Source organism: Nocardioides pymetrozini (assembly GCF_046058985.1).
Lineage (GTDB): Bacteria > Actinomycetota > Actinomycetes > Propionibacteriales > Nocardioidaceae > Nocardioides.
On record NZ_CP175556.1, the window covers coordinates 505,447 to 520,769 of the forward strand.

Sequence of the window (15,323 nt, forward strand, 5' to 3'; positions counted from 1 at the left end):
GGGCGAGCCCGGCGATGGCCAGGCCGACGAGGAGGAGCGCGGGAGTCGAGCGGGTGTTCCTCAGAGGAAGCCGACCTCGGTCATCAGGTCGACCACGGCCTCCGCGTCGAGGTCGGAGACGTTCACCTGTGGCGGCTGCAGCTCGCTGAACGGCTTCGTCACGCCCTCGAGCTGGACAGCCGGGTTGAGCGGGTACTCCAGCGCATAGCTCTCGGCGAGGACCTGCTGGCCCTTCTCGTTCACGAGGAACTCGACGAACTCGCGCGCCTCCTTCTTCATGTCGCTCGACGCGAGCACGCCCGCACCGGAGACGCTGACGAAGGCGCCCGGGTCGCCGCCGGTGAAGTAGTGCTGGGCGCTCTGGTCGCTGACGTCGCCGTTCTCCTTGCGGTCGCGCTCCCAGTAGTAGTGGTAGACGATGCCGACCTCCACCTCGCCCGAGTCGACGGCCTCGAGGACCAGGTTGTTGCCGTCGTACACCGTCCCGTTGGCCTTGATGCCCTCGAGCCAGGCCCGGGTGGCCTCCTCGCCCTGGAGCTCGAGGATCGCCGCGACGATCGCCTGGAAGTCCGCGCCCGTGGGGGAGAAGGAGATCCGGCCGCGCCACTCCGGCTTCGCGAGGTCGAGGATCGAGGCGGGCAGGTCGGACTCCTGGACCTGCTCGGTGTTGTAGACGAGCACGGTGGAGCGCGCCACGAAGCCGGTCCAGAGTCCGCTGGTGGGGCGGTACTGCGCGGGGATCACGTCCAGGATGTCGGCGGGCAGCTCGTCGAACAGGCCGGCGGCCTCGACCTGCGACATGGCGGGCGAGTTCTCGGTCAGGAAGACGTCGGCCGGGGAGGCGTCGCCCTCCTGGACGAGCTGGTTGGACAGCTCGAGGTCCTTGCCGTTGCGCAGCTCGACCTCGATGCCCGTCTCCTCGGTGAACTCCGGCGCGAGCTCCTTGAGGAGGGGCTCGTGCTGGGCGTTGTAGATCACCAGCGTGGGCTCGTCCTCGCCGCACGCGGCGAGCAGGGGCGAGACCAGGGTGAGGGCGGTGAGGCCGAGGGCCAGCTGCTTCTTCATCGGGCTTCCTGTCGGAGTGGTGGGACGGGAGAATAGTGACGTCGGACCGGGCGCCGGCGGCGGACCCAGCCGGGAGCCCGGTGGACCACCTGCCAGGCGAGCACGCCGACGGCGAGCGAGGCGAGCAGCCCACCGAGGGGCCAGCGGGTCTCGAACCACGGGTAGACCTGCCAGTGCGTGAGGTAGACGTAGAGCGAGGCGCTGGCAACCACACCGGCGGGCCCGACCAGCACCCGCGGCCATGGCACCGTGGGGAACCACACCAGCACGACCACGCCGGCCGCGATCAGCAGGTCGCGCAGGTCGCTGGTGGTGAAGCCCCAGCAGCCCGCGAGCAGCACCGCCGTCACGAGCACCCGGTCGCGACGGCGACGGGCGACGGCCGCGGCCCACCCGCCGAGGAAGAGCCAGGCGACGAAGAGCGAGGAGTGCACCACGTCCCCGCCGTACGACGTCAGCTCGGCGGCCCAGCGCGGCACCAGGGCCGCCGTGGTCAGGCCGAGGGCGAGGGGGAAGCGGTGCCGCCGCTCCAGCGCCATGACCCGCGGGACCGCGGTGAGCAGGCCGGCGCCGACGGCGAGGATCAGCACGACCTCGACGAACCAGTAGTGCCAGGCCGGCTCGGACCAGTTCCGCGAGCCGAGCAGGTCGTTGAGGAGCAGGACGCTGCGCCAGCCCGGGGAGCCGGTCAGGAGCGCGACCGCGCCGATCCATGCGACCGCGGGGGCGGCGACGCGCGCCGCTGCGCGCGCGACGCGCCGCACCCGCTCGCGGGGCCCCTCGTCGGCGAGGTGGAAGCGCGCGAAGTTGACGCCCGCGACCGCCAGCAGCACGTGTGCGCCGCCCAGGACGACCCAGAGGTTCGTATGCGAGCCGACGATGAGCACGATGGCCAGGGCGCGCAGCACGATGGTGCTGTCGACGCGCGCCCACGCCCGGCGTCGACGCGGCTCTCCGGCCGGGTCGTCGGCCCGCTCGACCAGCGCGGCGAGGGCGGCCACGGACCAGGTCTGCCAGTCGGCCGGCAGCCGACCGACCCGGCTCTCCAGGCGCAGCGAGAGCTCGACATAGGACAGCGAGTCGCCACCCAGGCTGACGAAGGACGCCCCCGGGTCGACCTGGTCGCGGCCGAGGACCCGCGCGTAGAGCCGCGCGACGGACGCCTCGGGCGTGCCCATCACCGGCGTCGGCGGGACCTCGAGGCGGGCGATCGCCTGCTGGTCCAGCTTGCCGTTGGGCAGGCGGGGCAGAGCCGCCACCGGTACGACGAGCACCGCGTGCGCCGGCAGCCCGGTGCCGGTGGCGACGGCCTGCGCCACCTCGGCCAGGGTGGCGGCGTCCGGGGAGCCGGGGACCGCCACCACCAGATGGCTGCCGTCGGCGGTCTCGGCGCACCCGACGTCGTACCCGCCCAGGCCGAGCAGGGTCTGCACCCGGTCGAGGTCGATCCGCTGCCCGAACAGCTTCGCGAAGCGGGATCGGCGCCCGACGATCTCCACGAGCCCTTCCGGCGTGAGCCGGGCCAGGTCGCCGGTCCGCAGCTCGTCGAGCAGGCTGCCGAAGGCGAGATCGGCCGGGCTCTCGGCGTAGCCCATCATCACGTTGGGCCCGGAGTACACCAGCTCGCCGACGCCGGGCTCGGCGCCGTCGACGGGGTCGATCCGCAGCGACCCGCCCGGGATCGGGACACCCACCGCCCCCGGGTGGGACGCGGCGAGCGCGGGCGGCAGATAGGCCATCCGGGCGGTGGCCTCCGTCTGGCCGTACATCACGACCAGCTCCCAGCCCTCGCGCGTGCCCTGCTCGGCCAGTGCCCTCACCCGCTCCGGGGCGAGCCGCCCTCCGGCCTGGGTCACCTGCCGCAGCGTCGGCAGCGCGGGCCAGCCGGCCGCGCCGAGCAGGTCGAAGGTGTAGGGCACGCCCGCGAACGACGTCGCGCCCTCCGCCCGCGCCCGCTCCCACAGCGCGGGGTCGGTCACCGAGCGGTCGTCGAGGACGAGCGCGGCGCCGACGAGCAGGTGGCTGTGCAGCACGGAGAGGCCGTAGCAGTAGTCCAGCGGCAGCGTCGTGAGGGCGACGTCGTCCCCGGTGAGGCCGAGATAGTCCGCGATCGACGCGGCATTGGACTCCAGGTTCGCCGCGGAGAGGCGCACCAGCTTCGGCGAGCCGGTCGAGCCCGACGTGCTCAGCAGCAGACGGAGGTCGGGGTGGAGGTCGGGGGCGGACGTGCCGGTCTGCCGCCAGCCGCCGTCGTGCTCGGCCGAGACGCCGTACGCGCGGGCCAGGCCGTCGTCGTGGGTGAACAGGGCCGGGTGGCCGCCGGAGTAGGCCGCGAGCCAGGCCACGACGAAGTCGGCGGTCGCCGCGGGCCGCAGTCGGACCAGCTGGCGAGTGCCGGGACCGAGGGCGTCGAGCTCGCGCCGCGCGGCGGCGACGCGGCGGGCGAGCTCGGCGTACGAGAGGGTCGCCGACGCCGTGCGCAGGGCCGCGCGCTCGCCGTGGCGCGCGAGGTCGGCGGCGATGCCCGCCGTCGCCTGGGCGCGCGCTGTGCCTTCCCCCATGAGGGGAAGGCTAAAGCAAGCCTGCCCTTACTGCGGAGTCAGCAGGAATACTGGGATGACCCGGTCGGTCCACTCGACGTACTTCGCGTAGTTGGGCCAGATGGTGAGCATGTGCCCCCACGCCCGCTCCTTCTCCGCCCCGGTGAGCTCCCGCCAGGTGCACCGGGCCGTGCGCCCGTTGTAGCGGACCTCGACGGTCTCGGCCGCGCGCAGGTTGTGGGTCCATGCCGGCGCCTTCGGCCCGCCGAAGTGAGAGCCCGCGATCAGCCAGCCGCCCTGCCAGGGGACGCAGAGCAGGGGCGTCGTCCGGGGCACGCCGCTCTTGCGACCCGGCACGGTGAGCATCAGGTTGGGCAGGCCGGCGAGGTCGAGCAGGGTGACCCGCCCGCCTGTGAGGCGCTGCAGCCGCGTGTCGGTCCATGTCACCTGCGGCAGCAGCCGCGGCATCCACGGCTGCGCACCGATCCGGACGGCCAGCGGAGTGAGGAGACCCATGGGCACGAGGGTAGAACCAGTTCTCGACGGCCGGGAAGGCGACGGGGCGCCCTCCGTGGCGGAGGGCGCCCCGTCGTACGGCGGTCGGTCAGCCGATCTGCAGGACGCGGGTGCCGCCGGCGAACTTGTCGTGCCAGCCCTGGTGTGCGGGCACGTCGTTGTTCAGCGTCACCGCGATGTAGATGACCGCGGCGAGGACGCCCAGGCTCGCGATGAGCGGGCCGATGAACGGGATCACGCTGATCAGGTTGATCGCCACGTAGCCGTTGCGCTTGAGCGCCTGCTCCAGGGTGGGGTTGGAGGCGCCGTCGGGGCCGTAGGTGCGCAGCTTCAGCAGCATCTTGCCGACCGTCTGCCCGCGGCTGGACTCCAGGAGCCCGAAGTAGGCCAGGTTGACCGCGACCGAGGCGAGCGAGAGGAAGAGGTAGAACAGGAACCACTCACCGGTCGAGTGGACGAAGCCGGTCAGGAAGATCGCGGTGAAGACGCCCCACAGGATGCCGAACACGACTCCGAGCAGGACGTGGTCGATCAGCCGCGCCAGGAAGCGGTTGAGTAGCTCTCCGGGACGCGGGACGCCCGTGGGCGTGGCGCCGAGGCCGGGCTGGGGAGGGGACCCGTAGCCGCCCGGCGGGGGCGGCGGCGGGGGAGGCGGCTGGTTGTCGGACATGGGTGCTCCTCGGGTCGAGGTGCGCGAGCGCACCGGGATGGCAAGCAATGTAGTGCGGATCGACGGCCGCGAGCGGCGATTGCGAGCGTTCGTGCCCCGTTGCCCGACCGTTCAGCCGGGTGACGCCGGGTCGCCCTACCTTCCGACCGTGATCGCTCGCGGAACGCTCGGCAGCCTGCTGGTGCTGGTCGGAGGGCTCGTCACGGCGACCCTGCCGCCCTCGACGCCGGCGCTGCGGCTCGGGATGCTCGGGGCGATGCGCGCCCACGAGATCGGCCGGATGACCGGTCTGGTCGTGGTCCTGGTGGGTCTCGGCCTGCTCGCCAACGCGTGGCTGCGGCTGTGTCGCACGGTCGCGGTCGGAGATCGGGAGACCGCCGACCCGGCGGAGGGCGTGGCGCTGGTGCGCTTCGCGACCGTGGTGTGGTCGGCGCCCCTGCTCCTGGCTCCGCCCCTCTTCTCCCGAGACGGCTGGTCGTACGCCGCCCAGGGCAAGCTCGCCGAGGTCGGCCTCTCGCCGTACGAATGGGGCCCGGGCGCGCTCGCCCCCGACACCTTCCTCCCCCTGCCCGGCTGGCTCACCGGCCCGCCGATCGTGCAGGCGGTCGACCCGATGTGGTGGGACACCGCGACGCCGTACGGGCCGGTGCCGGTCTTCCTGGGGGCGGTCGTCGCCAGCATCACCGGCAACCCGTGGATCCTCGTGGTGGCCCACCGCGGCTTCGCCCTGGTCGGGCTGGTCCTCCTGGCGTGGGCCGTCCCTCGGCTGGCGGCGTGGAGCGGCGCGAACCCGGCGGTCGCGACGGCGCTCGTGGTGGCGTCTCCGCTGATGATGGCCAACGGCGTGGCCGGCCTGCACAACGACCTGCTGATGGTCGGGCTGATGGCCGCCGCCCTCGTCGTCGCCGTCGAGCGCGGGTGGGCCTGGGGCGCGCTGCTTGCGGGACTGGCCGCGGGCGTCAAGGTCCCCGGCGGTCTGGTGGCCGTCGGGATCGTCCTGGTCTCGCTGCCGCTGGGCGCCTCGCTGGGGGAGCGGGTCCGCCGTCTCGGCTCGGTCGCCGCGGTCTCGGTCGGCGGCCTGCTCGGCCTCGGCGTCGTGACCGGGATCGGCAACGGCTGGCTGCGCGCCCTGACCGTGCCGGGCGAGGTCAACACGCCGCTGTCGGCCACGACGCTGGTCGGCGGAGTGCTCGACTGGGTCGCGCTGCACCTGGGGCTGGACACGGGCCCCGCGCTCTTCCGCGACCTCGTCCGCGCGCTGGGGCTGCTCGCCGCCACGGGGACCGGCGCCTGGGTCGCCCTGCGCTGGCGCACCGGCTCCCGCCGTACGGCGGTCGCGGCCGTGGCCGCCGTCGGTGCCGCCTTCGTGCTGCTCTCGCCGGTGGTGCACCTGTGGTACTTCCTGCTCCTGCCGCCCTTCCTGGCCACCCAGCGCCTTCCGCGCCACGCCACCGGAGCCCTGGTCGCCGTATCGGTGCTGTTGGGTCTCGTCGCCCCGCTCGACTCCTCGTTGCACGGCGCGTACTACGCGATCGTGCTGGGCTGCATGACCGTCGCGCTGCTCCTGCCCGTCCTGCTCCTCACGGCGCCGGCCCGCGAGCGGCTGGCACGGATCGTCGCGCCGCTCGCTCCGCCTCTGGCGGACCTGGAGGACCGTGGGACCAGCGCCGCAGCGGCGACCCGGTAGGGCACGGCGGCGGCCTGTGAGCCGATGTCCGCCCATCCCGGCGTCTGATGGCACAGTGGCGCCATGGCTGAGTCCGCCGAACAGGTCCATGCCCGGGTGATGGCCGTCGCCGACGAGCGCGGACGGCTGCCGCTGCCGTCGGTGGCGCAGTGGGACGTCTTCCCGTGGGAGGTCGTCGACGGCGTGCTGGCGGCGAAGCCGCTGGCCGCGCCGCGTCCCGAGGAGCCGCGCGAGGGCGCGGGTGGCGTGGACTGTGGTGCCTGCGCCGACGCCGGCCGCGGCGTCATCTGGGCGAACGACCGGTGGCGGCTGCGTCACCTCTCCGAGCGCAGCGGACTGCCACTCGTACTCATCCTGGAGTCCGCGGAGCATCTCGACCTTCCGGACCTCGACGACACCCTCGCGGCGGAGTACGGCGTGCTGGCGGTCCGCATCGCCCGGGTCGTGGAGGACCTGCCCCACGTCGCGCGCTGCCACGTCCAGCGGATCGGCGACGGCGCGGAGCACCTGCACATCTGGTTCATGGCGCGCACCGCCGACCTGCCATCGATCCGGGGCTCGTTCGCCGTCGACTGGGACGACATCCTGCCGCCCGGGCCGGAGGACGTCTGGCGCGCCGACCTGGCGACCGTCGCGCAGCGGCTGGCGTCGTACGACGGACGGGCGGTGGCGCGCGATGCCTGAGCACGACGTCCGCCCCGCCGCCTCGCCGCGGGGGATCACGACCGAGCGGCTGCTGCTCGTGCTGTGGGACCAGGCGACGGTGGCCGCGATCCGCGACGGTGCGCGGCTGCCGGGCTGGCACCCGGACTTCCCGCGCGAGGACGACCGCGGGGCCGCCGCGCTGTGGCGCGACGGCGACCCCTGGGGCCCGCGTTCGATCGTCTCGCTCAAGCAGCAGGTCGTGGTCGGCTCGATCGGCTTCTTCGGGCCGCCGGCACCGGCGGAGGACGGCGTGCCGGAGGCCGAGGTCGGCTACGGCCTCGTCGCGCCGGCGCGCGGCTACGGCCTGGCCACCGAGGCGCTGGGGGCGGTGCTCGCCCGCGCCGACGCCGCGGGCGTCCGGGTACGCGCCTCGATCGCGCCGGACAACGCGGCCAGCCTGCGGGTGGCCGCGAAGGCCGGGTTCACGGGCGTGCGCGGCAGCACCGAGGACGGCGAGCTGGTCCTGGTCCGCCCCGGTCGCTGAGTTCGGGCGACCGACCGAGACGTGGGAAGATTGCCCACCGTGACCGTTCCCAACGTCTTGGCCACTCGCTACGCCGCCGCCGACCTGACCGCGATCTGGTCCCCGGAGCACAAGATCGTGCTCGAGCGGCAGCTGTGGATCGCCGTCCTGAAGGCGCAGCGCGACCTCGGCATCGACGTCCCGGACGGCGTGGTGGAGGCCTACGAGAAGGTCGTCGAGGACGTCGACCTGGCGAGCATCGCCGCGCGCGAGCGGGTCACGCGGCACGACGTGAAGGCGCGGATCGAGGAGTTCGCCGCCCTGGCCGGCCACGAGCACATCCACAAGGGCATGACCAGCCGCGATCTCACCGAGAACGTCGAGCAGCTCCAGGTCAAGCAGTCCCTCGCCCTGCTGCGCGACCGCGCGATCGCGACCCTCGCCCGCCTCGGCCGGCTGGCCGCCGAGCACGAGGCCACCGTCATGGCGGGCCGCTCGCACAACGTCGCGGCGCAGGCCACCACGCTCGGCAAGCGGTTCGCGACGGTGGCCGACGAGCTGATGATCGCGGTCGAGCGGATCGAGGACCTGCTGGGCCGCTACCCGCTGCGCGGCATCAAGGGACCGATGGGGACCGCGCAGGACATGCTCGACCTCCTCGGCGGGGACGCGGCGAAGCTCGCCGACCTCGAGCAGCGGGTCGCGGGCCACCTCGGCTTCGAGCGCGTGCTCACCAGCGTCGGGCAGGTCTACCCCCGCTCCCTGGACTTCGACGTGCTGTCCGCGCTGGTGCAGCTCACCGCGGCGCCGTCCAACCTCGCCACCACCATCCGCCTGATGGCCGGCAACGAGCTGGTGACCGAGGGCTTCAAGGAGGGCCAGGTCGGCTCCTCCGCCATGCCGCACAAGATGAACACCCGATCCTGCGAGCGGGTCAACGGGCTGGCGGTCGTCACCCGCGGCTACCTCTCGATGGTCGGCGAGCTCGCCGGCGACCAGTGGAACGAGGGCGACGTCTCCTGCTCCGTCGTACGCCGGGTGGCGCTGCCGGACGCCTTCTTCGCCGTCGACGGCCTCTTCCAGACCTTCCTCACCGTGCTCGACGAGTTCGGTGCCTTCCCCGCGGTGATCCAGCGCGAGCTCGACCGCTACCTGCCCTATCTCGCGACCACGAAGGTCCTGATGGCGGCCGTCCGCAACGGGGTCGGGCGGGAGAGCGCGCACGAGGCGATCAAGGAGGCCGCCGTCGGCACCGCGCTGGCGATGCGCCAGGGCCAGGCCGAGAACGACGTCTTCGCCAAGCTCGCCGCCGACGACCGCCTCGGCCTGACCGCCGACCAGCTGCAGTCGCTCGTCGCCGAGCCGATCACCTTCACGGGGGCTGCCGTCGAGCAGACCCAACAGGTCTGCCGCCGGGTCGCGGCGGTCGTGGAGGCTCACCCGGAGGCGGCGGCGTACTCCCCGGGCGCGATCCTCTGACCGCGATCGTCGTCCGCTTCCCGGTCCCGGTGGACCGGGCGTTCGACTACCTCGCCGACCCCCGCAACCGGCCGGCCTGGCAGTCCACGCTGCGCGCCGTCGCGGACGTGCGCGACGACCACGGCGCGTGGACGGATGTCACGGTCGTCCCGGGCATCCGCCCGCGGATGCGGACGACCGTGTCCGAGCGGCCGCGGCGCTGGGTGGAGGAGGGCCGCTGCGGGCCGTTCCGGGCGCGCCTGGAGCTGAGCTTCGAGCCCGACCCCGACGTGCCCACCGTCTGCCGGGTCATGGCGGACTTCGCCGTGCGCGGTCTCGGCGTCGGCCGGGCGGTCACGCTCGGCAGCCGCTCGACGGTCGCGGCCGACCTGCGCCGCGCCGCGCGACTGCTCGCCCGGAGCTGAGCGCCCCGCGCCCCGCCCGGACGGCGGTCTCAGGAGGGCTTGACGTCCAGGACGACCTCGAACTCCAGGAGGTCGGCGCCGGTCGACACCGGCTTGCGCGGCGCCTCGCCCGCGGGGGTGGCGTGGGCTGCTCGGGCATCGCCGTCGCGCCAGGCGGCGAAGGACGCCTCGTCGGCCCAGTGGGTGACGACGAAGTAGCGGTCCTCGCCGGCCGTGGGCCGCAGCAGCTGGAAGCCGAGGAAGCCGGCCGCTCCCTCGACGGCGCCGGCGCGGGCCGCGAACCTCTTCTCCAGCTCCGGGCCGGCGCCCGGGGGGACCTGGATGGCGTTGATCTTCACGACGGACATGGAGCCACGCTAGGACGCCCGCGAGGCCGCGTCAGACCCGAGCCGTGCCGCCCCAGTTCGCCAGCTTCACGGCGATGTCGTGGAGGCGCTCCTCGGGGACGCCGGTGACCTCGAAGGTCAGGCACACGCGCTCGCCGGCGATCCGTCCGAGCGCCACCGTGCCGGACTCCGGCAGGTGCTCGATGATCCGGATCAGCCGGTTGCCGATCCGGCCCAGCTGCGAGGCGTGCTCGTCGTCGAGCTGGCCGAGCCCCTCGGGCTCGCGGTGGAGGAGGCTCAGGCCGAGTGGCCCGCCCGCGTCGTGGCGGGCCAGGACCCAGATCTCGTCCTCCCAGACCACCGGGCCGGGGGCGAAGGTCGAGCTGTCGATGAGCGGCTGCGCGGACTCCGTCATGGCCCCACTCTGCCACCCGTGGTTCCGGTGAGAGTCGGCACCCCTGTCCACGTGTCGTGAAAGTCGCTCGACTTTATGAAGTATCCTCGACCCATGAGCCTGCGCGCCCCCGCCGTCCCGACGTACGACGACCCACGGGTGGTCGTCCCGGCACCCGCGGCGGGCGCCGGCAACTGGGCCGGCGCCGCCAGCGCGGTGCTGGCCGAGGGCGCCTTCTGGCTGGCCTACCGGGTGCGCCGTCCGCTCGACGAGGGCCGCGGCGTGAGTGTCGTCGTCGCGCGCTCCGAGGACGGCGAGTCCTTCGCTCCGGTCGCCGAGGTGCACCGCGACGCCTTCGGCTGCGAGTCCTTCGAGCGGCCGGCCCTGGTCCCCCTGCCCGACGGCGGCTGGCGGCTCTACCTCTCGTGCGCGACGCCCGGGTCGAAGCACTGGTGGGTCGACAGTCTCACCGCCGCCACCCCGGCCGCGCTCCCCGAAGGTCGGCGCCAGGTCGTCCACGCTGGCGACGAGGCGACCGGCGTGAAGGACCCCGTCGTCACCCACGGCCCGGAGGGCTGGCGGATGTGGCTGTGCTGCCATCCCCTGACCGAGCCGGGTCACGAGGACCGGATGACCACGCGCCTGCTCGCCAGCGAGGACGGCCTGGAGTGGGTCGACCGCGGAGAGGTGCTGGCGGGCCGGCCCGGTGCGTGGGACGCCCGCGGTGCGCGGGTCACCGCGGTCCTGCCGGGTGGGAACGGCACGCTGGTCGTGCTCTACGACGGCCGCGCCGACGCCGCCTCGAACTGGTTCGAGACGACCGGGATCGCCACCTGGGACGGGCATCGCCTGGTGGCGGCCGACGGTCCTCCGATCGCGTCCCCGCACGGCGACGGCGCGTGGCGCTACGCGTGTGCCGTGCCGCTGCCCGACGGCAGGACTCGCTTCTACGTGGAGGCCGCCCGCGCCGACGGCGCGCACGACCTGGTCACCGTGGTGCGCTGACCGGCCGGGGCCGCTCAGCCGGCCTCGCGCGACCCGGGGGTCCGGTGGACGCTGCGCTGGGCGAACGAGCCGCGGTCGCGGGTCGAGAGCCAGTCGGAGAAGTCCTCGCCGGTGATCTCGCACAGCAGCCCGATGTCCTCGGCGAAGGCGGGCAGCAGCCGCGCGCGCTGCTCGGCGCTCAACGAGGGCCGGTGCGCCTCGCTGCTCTGCAGGAGCGCCACGAGGGGTGCGCTCGCGCGGCGCCACAGCTCGGGCGGCGCGAACTGGCCGGCCCAGGCGCCGCCGCGCACGACCGGGCCGAGGACACGTGGGCGCCACCCCGGCGACACGTAGGGCCGCGAGTTGTCGCGCGGGATCTGCTGGACCATGCCCTCGCGGATGCCGAGGAAGCGGCAGGTCCGGTCGACGGTCTCGACCGGGTGGTCGACGATGTCGCGGTAGCGGACCACCAGGATCCGCGCGGGGTCGACCAGCTTGACCAGGTCGCGCAGCTGCTCGCCGTACAGGCCGAGCTCGCGGTAGCGCCAGAACGGCGCATAGCCGGCGGCCACCCGCTCGGCCTCGCGGCCGAGCGCCGTCTCGAAGTCGGCCTCGTGCTCGAGGCCGTCGGACCACAGGTGCATCCAGTTGCTGTAGGCGCGGTCGATCGGGTCGCGGACCACGGCGACCAGGCGCACCTCGGGCAGCGCGTCGGCGATGCGGCGCTGCGCGCCGCGATGCCACAGGTAGAACGGCGTGCTCTCGCCGCGCAGCGTGCCCTCGGGAGCAGGGCGGAACAGGTCGGCGTACGCCTCCGCCCGCCAGATCCACTCCTGCTGGGAGTGCCGGTCTCCTGGGCCGCCCCAGTGAGGTGGGGGAGCGTCCTCGCACAGCCAGTACTTCGGCTCCTTCGGCGTCGTGACGAAGACGTCGGGATGCGCGGCCAGCGCGAGGTGGAGCGCGCTCGTGCCCGCCTTGGGCGCGCCCACCAGCAGGAAGTCGGGGCGGGGGTCACGGGACATCGGCAGCTCCGGTCGATTAAGTCTGGTAAGTCAGTCTAGTTAGACGAGAGCGGAGAGTGCAACGATCAGCTCCCATCCGGACATGGGAGAGGCATGAGGGACTTCGGGCAGGGCGACGCACGCTTCGACGGCGACCGGGAGGGTGACTTCCGTCGCCTCTACGCCGCGCACTTCGACGCAGTGCTCGGCTTCGCCCTGCGGCGCACGGACCGGCCCGAGGACGCCGCGGACGTCACCGCGGACACCTTCCTCGTCGCCTGGCGTCGGCTGCGCCACGTGCCGCCAGGCGAGGCGACGCGGCCGTGGCTCTACGCCGTCGCGCGCCGCACGCTGGCCAACCAGCGCCGCGGCGAGGGCCGCCGGGTCGCGCTGGGCGAGCGGCTGCGCCTGCAGATCGCCCACGCCGTCGCGGACCTCGCCGACGACGTCGTCCACCGTGCCGACGTGACCGCCGCGATGCGCCGGCTCAGCGCCCGCGACGAGGAGGTCCTCCAGCTGCACCTGTGGGAGGGCCTCGAGCCGCGGGAGATCGCCGAGGTGCTCGGCCTGCCGGCGACCGTCGTACGACCTCGGCTGTCGCGGGCGCGAGCCCGGCTGCGCGCCCTCCTCGGCAACGATCCGCCAGCGGGCGGACATCTCCCTGCAGAACCCGTCACGTCGATCCCGAAGGAGGGGCCCCGATGAAGCGCACGATCACCGACGCCGGCGTCGCCCGTCTCGCCGTCCACGAGGGTCGCGCCGAGCTGCTGGAGGAGATCATGACCCTCGCCCCCGTCGAGTCCCCCGAACCGACCCGGACGGACGGCACCGGACGGCGCCGCCTCGTCCCGGCCCTGGCCGTCGCCGTGGCGGCGGCCGCGGTGGCCGCGGTGATCGCCGGATCGGGCTGGCTGGGCCAGCAGCGCGATGCAGCCCCGAGCACGCCCGCCCCGGCCGCCGAGCCGCCCAGCGGTGAGCTCGCCGTCCTGGACGCTCCTGGCTGGGCGGTCACCTATGTCACCGACGACCCGAAGCGCGGCGGCGAGCTCAGCTACGAGTACGCCCGGGACGACCGCACCCTGGAGATCATGTGGCGGCGCGCGAAGCTCCACGACTCCTATGTGGCCGACCGCAACGACATCGGGACGCCGGTCGAGGTCGACCTCCTCGGCCGGACCTCGCTGATGTGGGCCTACGACCCGAGCGACCACACCGTCATCCGCCCCGCGGGTGAGGAGTTCTCGCTCGAGGTCCGCGGCTCCGGCATGGACGAGGCCGCGTTCCGCGAGGTCCTCGGTCAGCTGCAGCTGATCGGCCGCGACGAGCTGCAGCAGCACCTGCCCGACGAGGCCATCCTCGACGACGAGCGGGCCGCCGCGATCGACGAGGCGCTCACCGGGATCCCCCTTCCCCCGTCGCTGAGCCGAGCCCACGTGCTGAGCACCGGCCTGACCCGCTACGAGGTCGTCGCCGACGTCACCGGCGCGGTCACCTGCGCGTGGATCGACGAGTACGTCGCCGCGCGGGCCGCCGGAGACGCGGCCGCGGCCGGCGCCGCACAGGAGGCGCTCGGCACCGCGCGCGACTGGCCGGCGCTGCGGGTGATCGCCGACGAGGGCGGTTGGTCCGACGCGATCTGGCAGTACGCCGACATCGTGGTCGCCGGCGTACCCACCGCGCGCGACGAGGAGATCCTCGGCGGCAGGGAGGGCGGCCTGGGCTGCGGATAGCAGCCATGGGGACTGTCGGCTCGGGAGACTCCTCCTGCCTGGTCACTTCGGGAGCTGACACCCTGCTGGGGTCGCCAATGGCCAGACCGGGTGAGGCTGCCGGGTCCGCTCGTCAGCGGTGTTGGGAGAGTGGCGCATCGCAGTGGCGAGCGCACTCGGTCCACTCCGCCGCGACGGGTTCACTTCGGACGCGCGACCGATCCTCTACGCACTTTTGACGGAACCGCTGGTGCCGGCCGCGCGTCGAACTACGGTGCCGCGATCCGCTAGGCCTCCGGAGGAGTGATGATGAAGGAACCAAGCCCGGCAAGGGGTGGGCGTCTCTCGTCTACTGTCCTCGTACTACTGCTGCCGGTCGCACCTCTCGTGCCGGTGGGCAGCAGGCCGTCCGAGGCTGATGCCTGGCCGTACCCGGGCTTCCAGCCGCACCGGTGATCCCTATCTCTACCCGCCGGACATTACGCATGGCTCCATGCGGTCCGGCTACTTCGGAGATGGCCAGGCATGGACGCGAAGCTACGGCTCGCACCATTTGTCCCACGTCGCGGCATGGTGGTGGTGAGCACGATGTGGATGAGCGATCAGCCCGTGGAGGTGCAGTTCACGATGCGTTCGAGCCGAGCCCAGCTCGTCGCCATCGCACTGGTAGCGGTGCTCGGCGGAGGCTGTGCTCCAGATCCCCGCGCTGCGGACGGCTCGGCCGGTGTCCGCCATGGTGTGGCCAGCCCCAGCTCGACAGTCGACCTCTCGATTCTCGAGGCGGGCGGCAGGGTCGACGCGAGAGTGTTTGGAACGCCCGCGGAGCTGCTGAGGTCCCCACATGCCCAGCTCGCGGCGCAAGGCACGATCGACGGAATCGAAGAGGGGCCGACGGTCCTCGAGTCGGAGTCCGGGCTCGGCTACCCGGACCTGCGGGAGTCGTTCGCAGCGGTTCGGGTCAAGGTCGACGTCGCCTACCGCGGCGAGTCGGATCTTCGCCGGTCGCCGTACGTCTATGTCGCCTTGTCGCGCGGCGTCGAGGCTGTCGATGAGAAGGGAGAACCCGTGCGGTCCCCCGGCTCGCGCTCGACCGTCACCGATCTCGACGCGTTCGCCGAGGCACTACCCATCGGCACGCGCGTGATGGTGATGGGCCAGCGTTGGGCGGCCCTGCCCGGCCAGCGGGTCGTTCCTGCCGCGAGCGGAGATGCGCTGACGAGCGCGCCGTTCGTGAGCGGCTTGCATCCTCAGGCGCTCGCTGTGGAGACGAAGCCTGGTGGGCCGGTGTCCGGGTGGCCGGGCTATACGTTCAGCAGGCTCGTCGACGAGACAGCCAGGACCGCAGAGGAGTAGGCGCAGGCGGCCGTGACTCCGTCTGCG

At 73.4% G+C, this 15,323-nt stretch carries 16 protein-coding genes; 9 read left to right on the forward strand and 7 right to left on the reverse strand.

Annotated features, from left to right (window positions below; all coding sequences use genetic code 11):
• Nucleotides 1-60 precede the first annotated feature (60 nt).
• The 4 genes from ACJ5H2_RS02455 to ACJ5H2_RS02470 all read right to left on the reverse strand — a co-directional run bounded on the left by ACJ5H2_RS02455 (nucleotide 61) and on the right by ACJ5H2_RS02470 (nucleotide 4,791).
• A complete protein-coding gene (locus tag ACJ5H2_RS02455) occupies nucleotides 61-1,065 on the reverse strand; it encodes an iron ABC transporter substrate-binding protein (protein ID WP_408897978.1) in 1,005 nt (334 codons plus the stop codon).
• Nucleotides 1,062-3,626, reverse strand: coding sequence for a non-ribosomal peptide synthetase (locus ACJ5H2_RS02460; RefSeq protein WP_408897979.1), 2,565 nt, complete (start codon nucleotides 3,624-3,626; stop codon nucleotides 1,062-1,064). The genes ACJ5H2_RS02455 and ACJ5H2_RS02460 overlap by 4 nt, the downstream gene beginning before the upstream one ends.
• 27 nt (nucleotides 3,627-3,653) lie before the next feature.
• A complete protein-coding gene (locus ACJ5H2_RS02465) occupies nucleotides 3,654-4,121 on the reverse strand; it encodes a nitroreductase family deazaflavin-dependent oxidoreductase (protein WP_408897980.1) in 468 nt (155 codons plus the stop codon).
• 88 nt (nucleotides 4,122-4,209) lie between these two features.
• The gene (locus tag ACJ5H2_RS02470; protein WP_408897981.1) at nucleotides 4,210-4,791 is read right to left on the reverse strand and encodes an RDD family protein; all 582 of its coding nucleotides are present in this window, start codon (nucleotides 4,789-4,791) and stop codon (nucleotides 4,210-4,212) included.
• A gap of 148 nt (nucleotides 4,792-4,939) precedes the next feature.
• Here ACJ5H2_RS02470 and mptB point away from each other — a divergent pair, with 148 nt between their 5' ends.
• The 5 genes from mptB to ACJ5H2_RS02495 all read left to right on the forward strand — a co-directional run bounded on the left by mptB (nucleotide 4,940) and on the right by ACJ5H2_RS02495 (nucleotide 9,529).
• The gene (mptB, locus tag ACJ5H2_RS02475; protein WP_408897982.1) at nucleotides 4,940-6,478 is read left to right on the forward strand and encodes a polyprenol phosphomannose-dependent alpha 1,6 mannosyltransferase MptB; all 1,539 of its coding nucleotides are present in this window, start codon (nucleotides 4,940-4,942) and stop codon (nucleotides 6,476-6,478) included.
• Between the two features lie 63 nt (nucleotides 6,479-6,541).
• The gene (locus tag ACJ5H2_RS02480) at nucleotides 6,542-7,162 is read left to right on the forward strand and encodes a hypothetical protein (RefSeq protein WP_408897983.1); all 621 of its coding nucleotides are present in this window, start codon (nucleotides 6,542-6,544) and stop codon (nucleotides 7,160-7,162) included.
• The gene (locus ACJ5H2_RS02485) at nucleotides 7,155-7,667 is read left to right on the forward strand and encodes a GNAT family N-acetyltransferase (RefSeq protein ID WP_408897984.1); all 513 of its coding nucleotides are present in this window, start codon (nucleotides 7,155-7,157) and stop codon (nucleotides 7,665-7,667) included. Before ACJ5H2_RS02480 ends, ACJ5H2_RS02485 begins: the two co-directional genes overlap by 8 nt.
• A 39-nt stretch (nucleotides 7,668-7,706) precedes the next feature.
• On the forward strand, nucleotides 7,707-9,125 hold the full coding sequence (gene purB, locus ACJ5H2_RS02490; RefSeq protein ID WP_408897985.1) for an adenylosuccinate lyase: 1,419 nt from the start codon (nucleotides 7,707-7,709) through the stop codon (nucleotides 9,123-9,125).
• Nucleotides 9,126-9,130: 5 nt separating this feature from the next.
• Nucleotides 9,131-9,529: an SRPBCC family protein gene (locus tag ACJ5H2_RS02495; RefSeq protein ID WP_408899580.1), complete on the forward strand. Its 399-nt coding sequence runs from the start codon at nucleotides 9,131-9,133 to the stop codon at nucleotides 9,527-9,529.
• Between the two features lie 29 nt (nucleotides 9,530-9,558).
• Here ACJ5H2_RS02495 and ACJ5H2_RS02500 read toward each other — a convergent pair whose 3' ends face one another.
• Together ACJ5H2_RS02500 and ACJ5H2_RS02505 are read right to left on the reverse strand one after the other, a co-directional pair.
• Entirely contained in the window at nucleotides 9,559-9,876 is a 318-nt protein-coding gene (locus ACJ5H2_RS02500; protein ID WP_408897986.1) for an antibiotic biosynthesis monooxygenase family protein, read from the reverse strand.
• Nucleotides 9,877-9,907: 31 nt separating this feature from the next.
• The gene (locus ACJ5H2_RS02505) at nucleotides 9,908-10,270 is read right to left on the reverse strand and encodes a hypothetical protein (protein WP_408897987.1); all 363 of its coding nucleotides are present in this window, start codon (nucleotides 10,268-10,270) and stop codon (nucleotides 9,908-9,910) included.
• Between the two features lie 93 nt (nucleotides 10,271-10,363).
• Between ACJ5H2_RS02505 and ACJ5H2_RS02510 the strand changes: the two genes are divergently transcribed.
• Nucleotides 10,364-11,254, forward strand: a complete 891-nt coding sequence (locus ACJ5H2_RS02510; protein WP_408897988.1) for a hypothetical protein — start codon at nucleotides 10,364-10,366, stop codon at nucleotides 11,252-11,254.
• Between the two features lie 14 nt (nucleotides 11,255-11,268).
• On the opposite strand, the gene ACJ5H2_RS02515 is transcribed toward ACJ5H2_RS02510, so the two are convergent.
• Nucleotides 11,269-12,255: a sulfotransferase family protein gene (locus ACJ5H2_RS02515; protein ID WP_408897989.1), complete on the reverse strand. Its 987-nt coding sequence runs from the start codon at nucleotides 12,253-12,255 to the stop codon at nucleotides 11,269-11,271.
• Nucleotides 12,256-12,348: 93 nt separating this feature from the next.
• Here ACJ5H2_RS02515 and ACJ5H2_RS02520 point away from each other — a divergent pair, with 93 nt between their 5' ends.
• The 3 genes from ACJ5H2_RS02520 (at nucleotide 12,349) to ACJ5H2_RS02530 (ending at nucleotide 15,296) form a co-directional block, all read left to right on the forward strand.
• Nucleotides 12,349-12,939 (forward strand): RNA polymerase sigma factor, encoded by a 591-nt coding sequence (locus tag ACJ5H2_RS02520; protein ID WP_408897990.1) that lies wholly within the window; start codon nucleotides 12,349-12,351, stop codon nucleotides 12,937-12,939.
• Entirely contained in the window at nucleotides 12,936-13,964 is a 1,029-nt protein-coding gene (locus ACJ5H2_RS02525) for a hypothetical protein (protein WP_408897991.1), read from the forward strand. The genes ACJ5H2_RS02520 and ACJ5H2_RS02525 overlap by 4 nt, the downstream gene beginning before the upstream one ends.
• 549 nt (nucleotides 13,965-14,513) lie before the next feature.
• The gene (locus tag ACJ5H2_RS02530) at nucleotides 14,514-15,296 is read left to right on the forward strand and encodes a hypothetical protein (RefSeq protein WP_408897992.1); all 783 of its coding nucleotides are present in this window, start codon (nucleotides 14,514-14,516) and stop codon (nucleotides 15,294-15,296) included.
• Nucleotides 15,297-15,323: the final 27 nt, after the last annotated feature.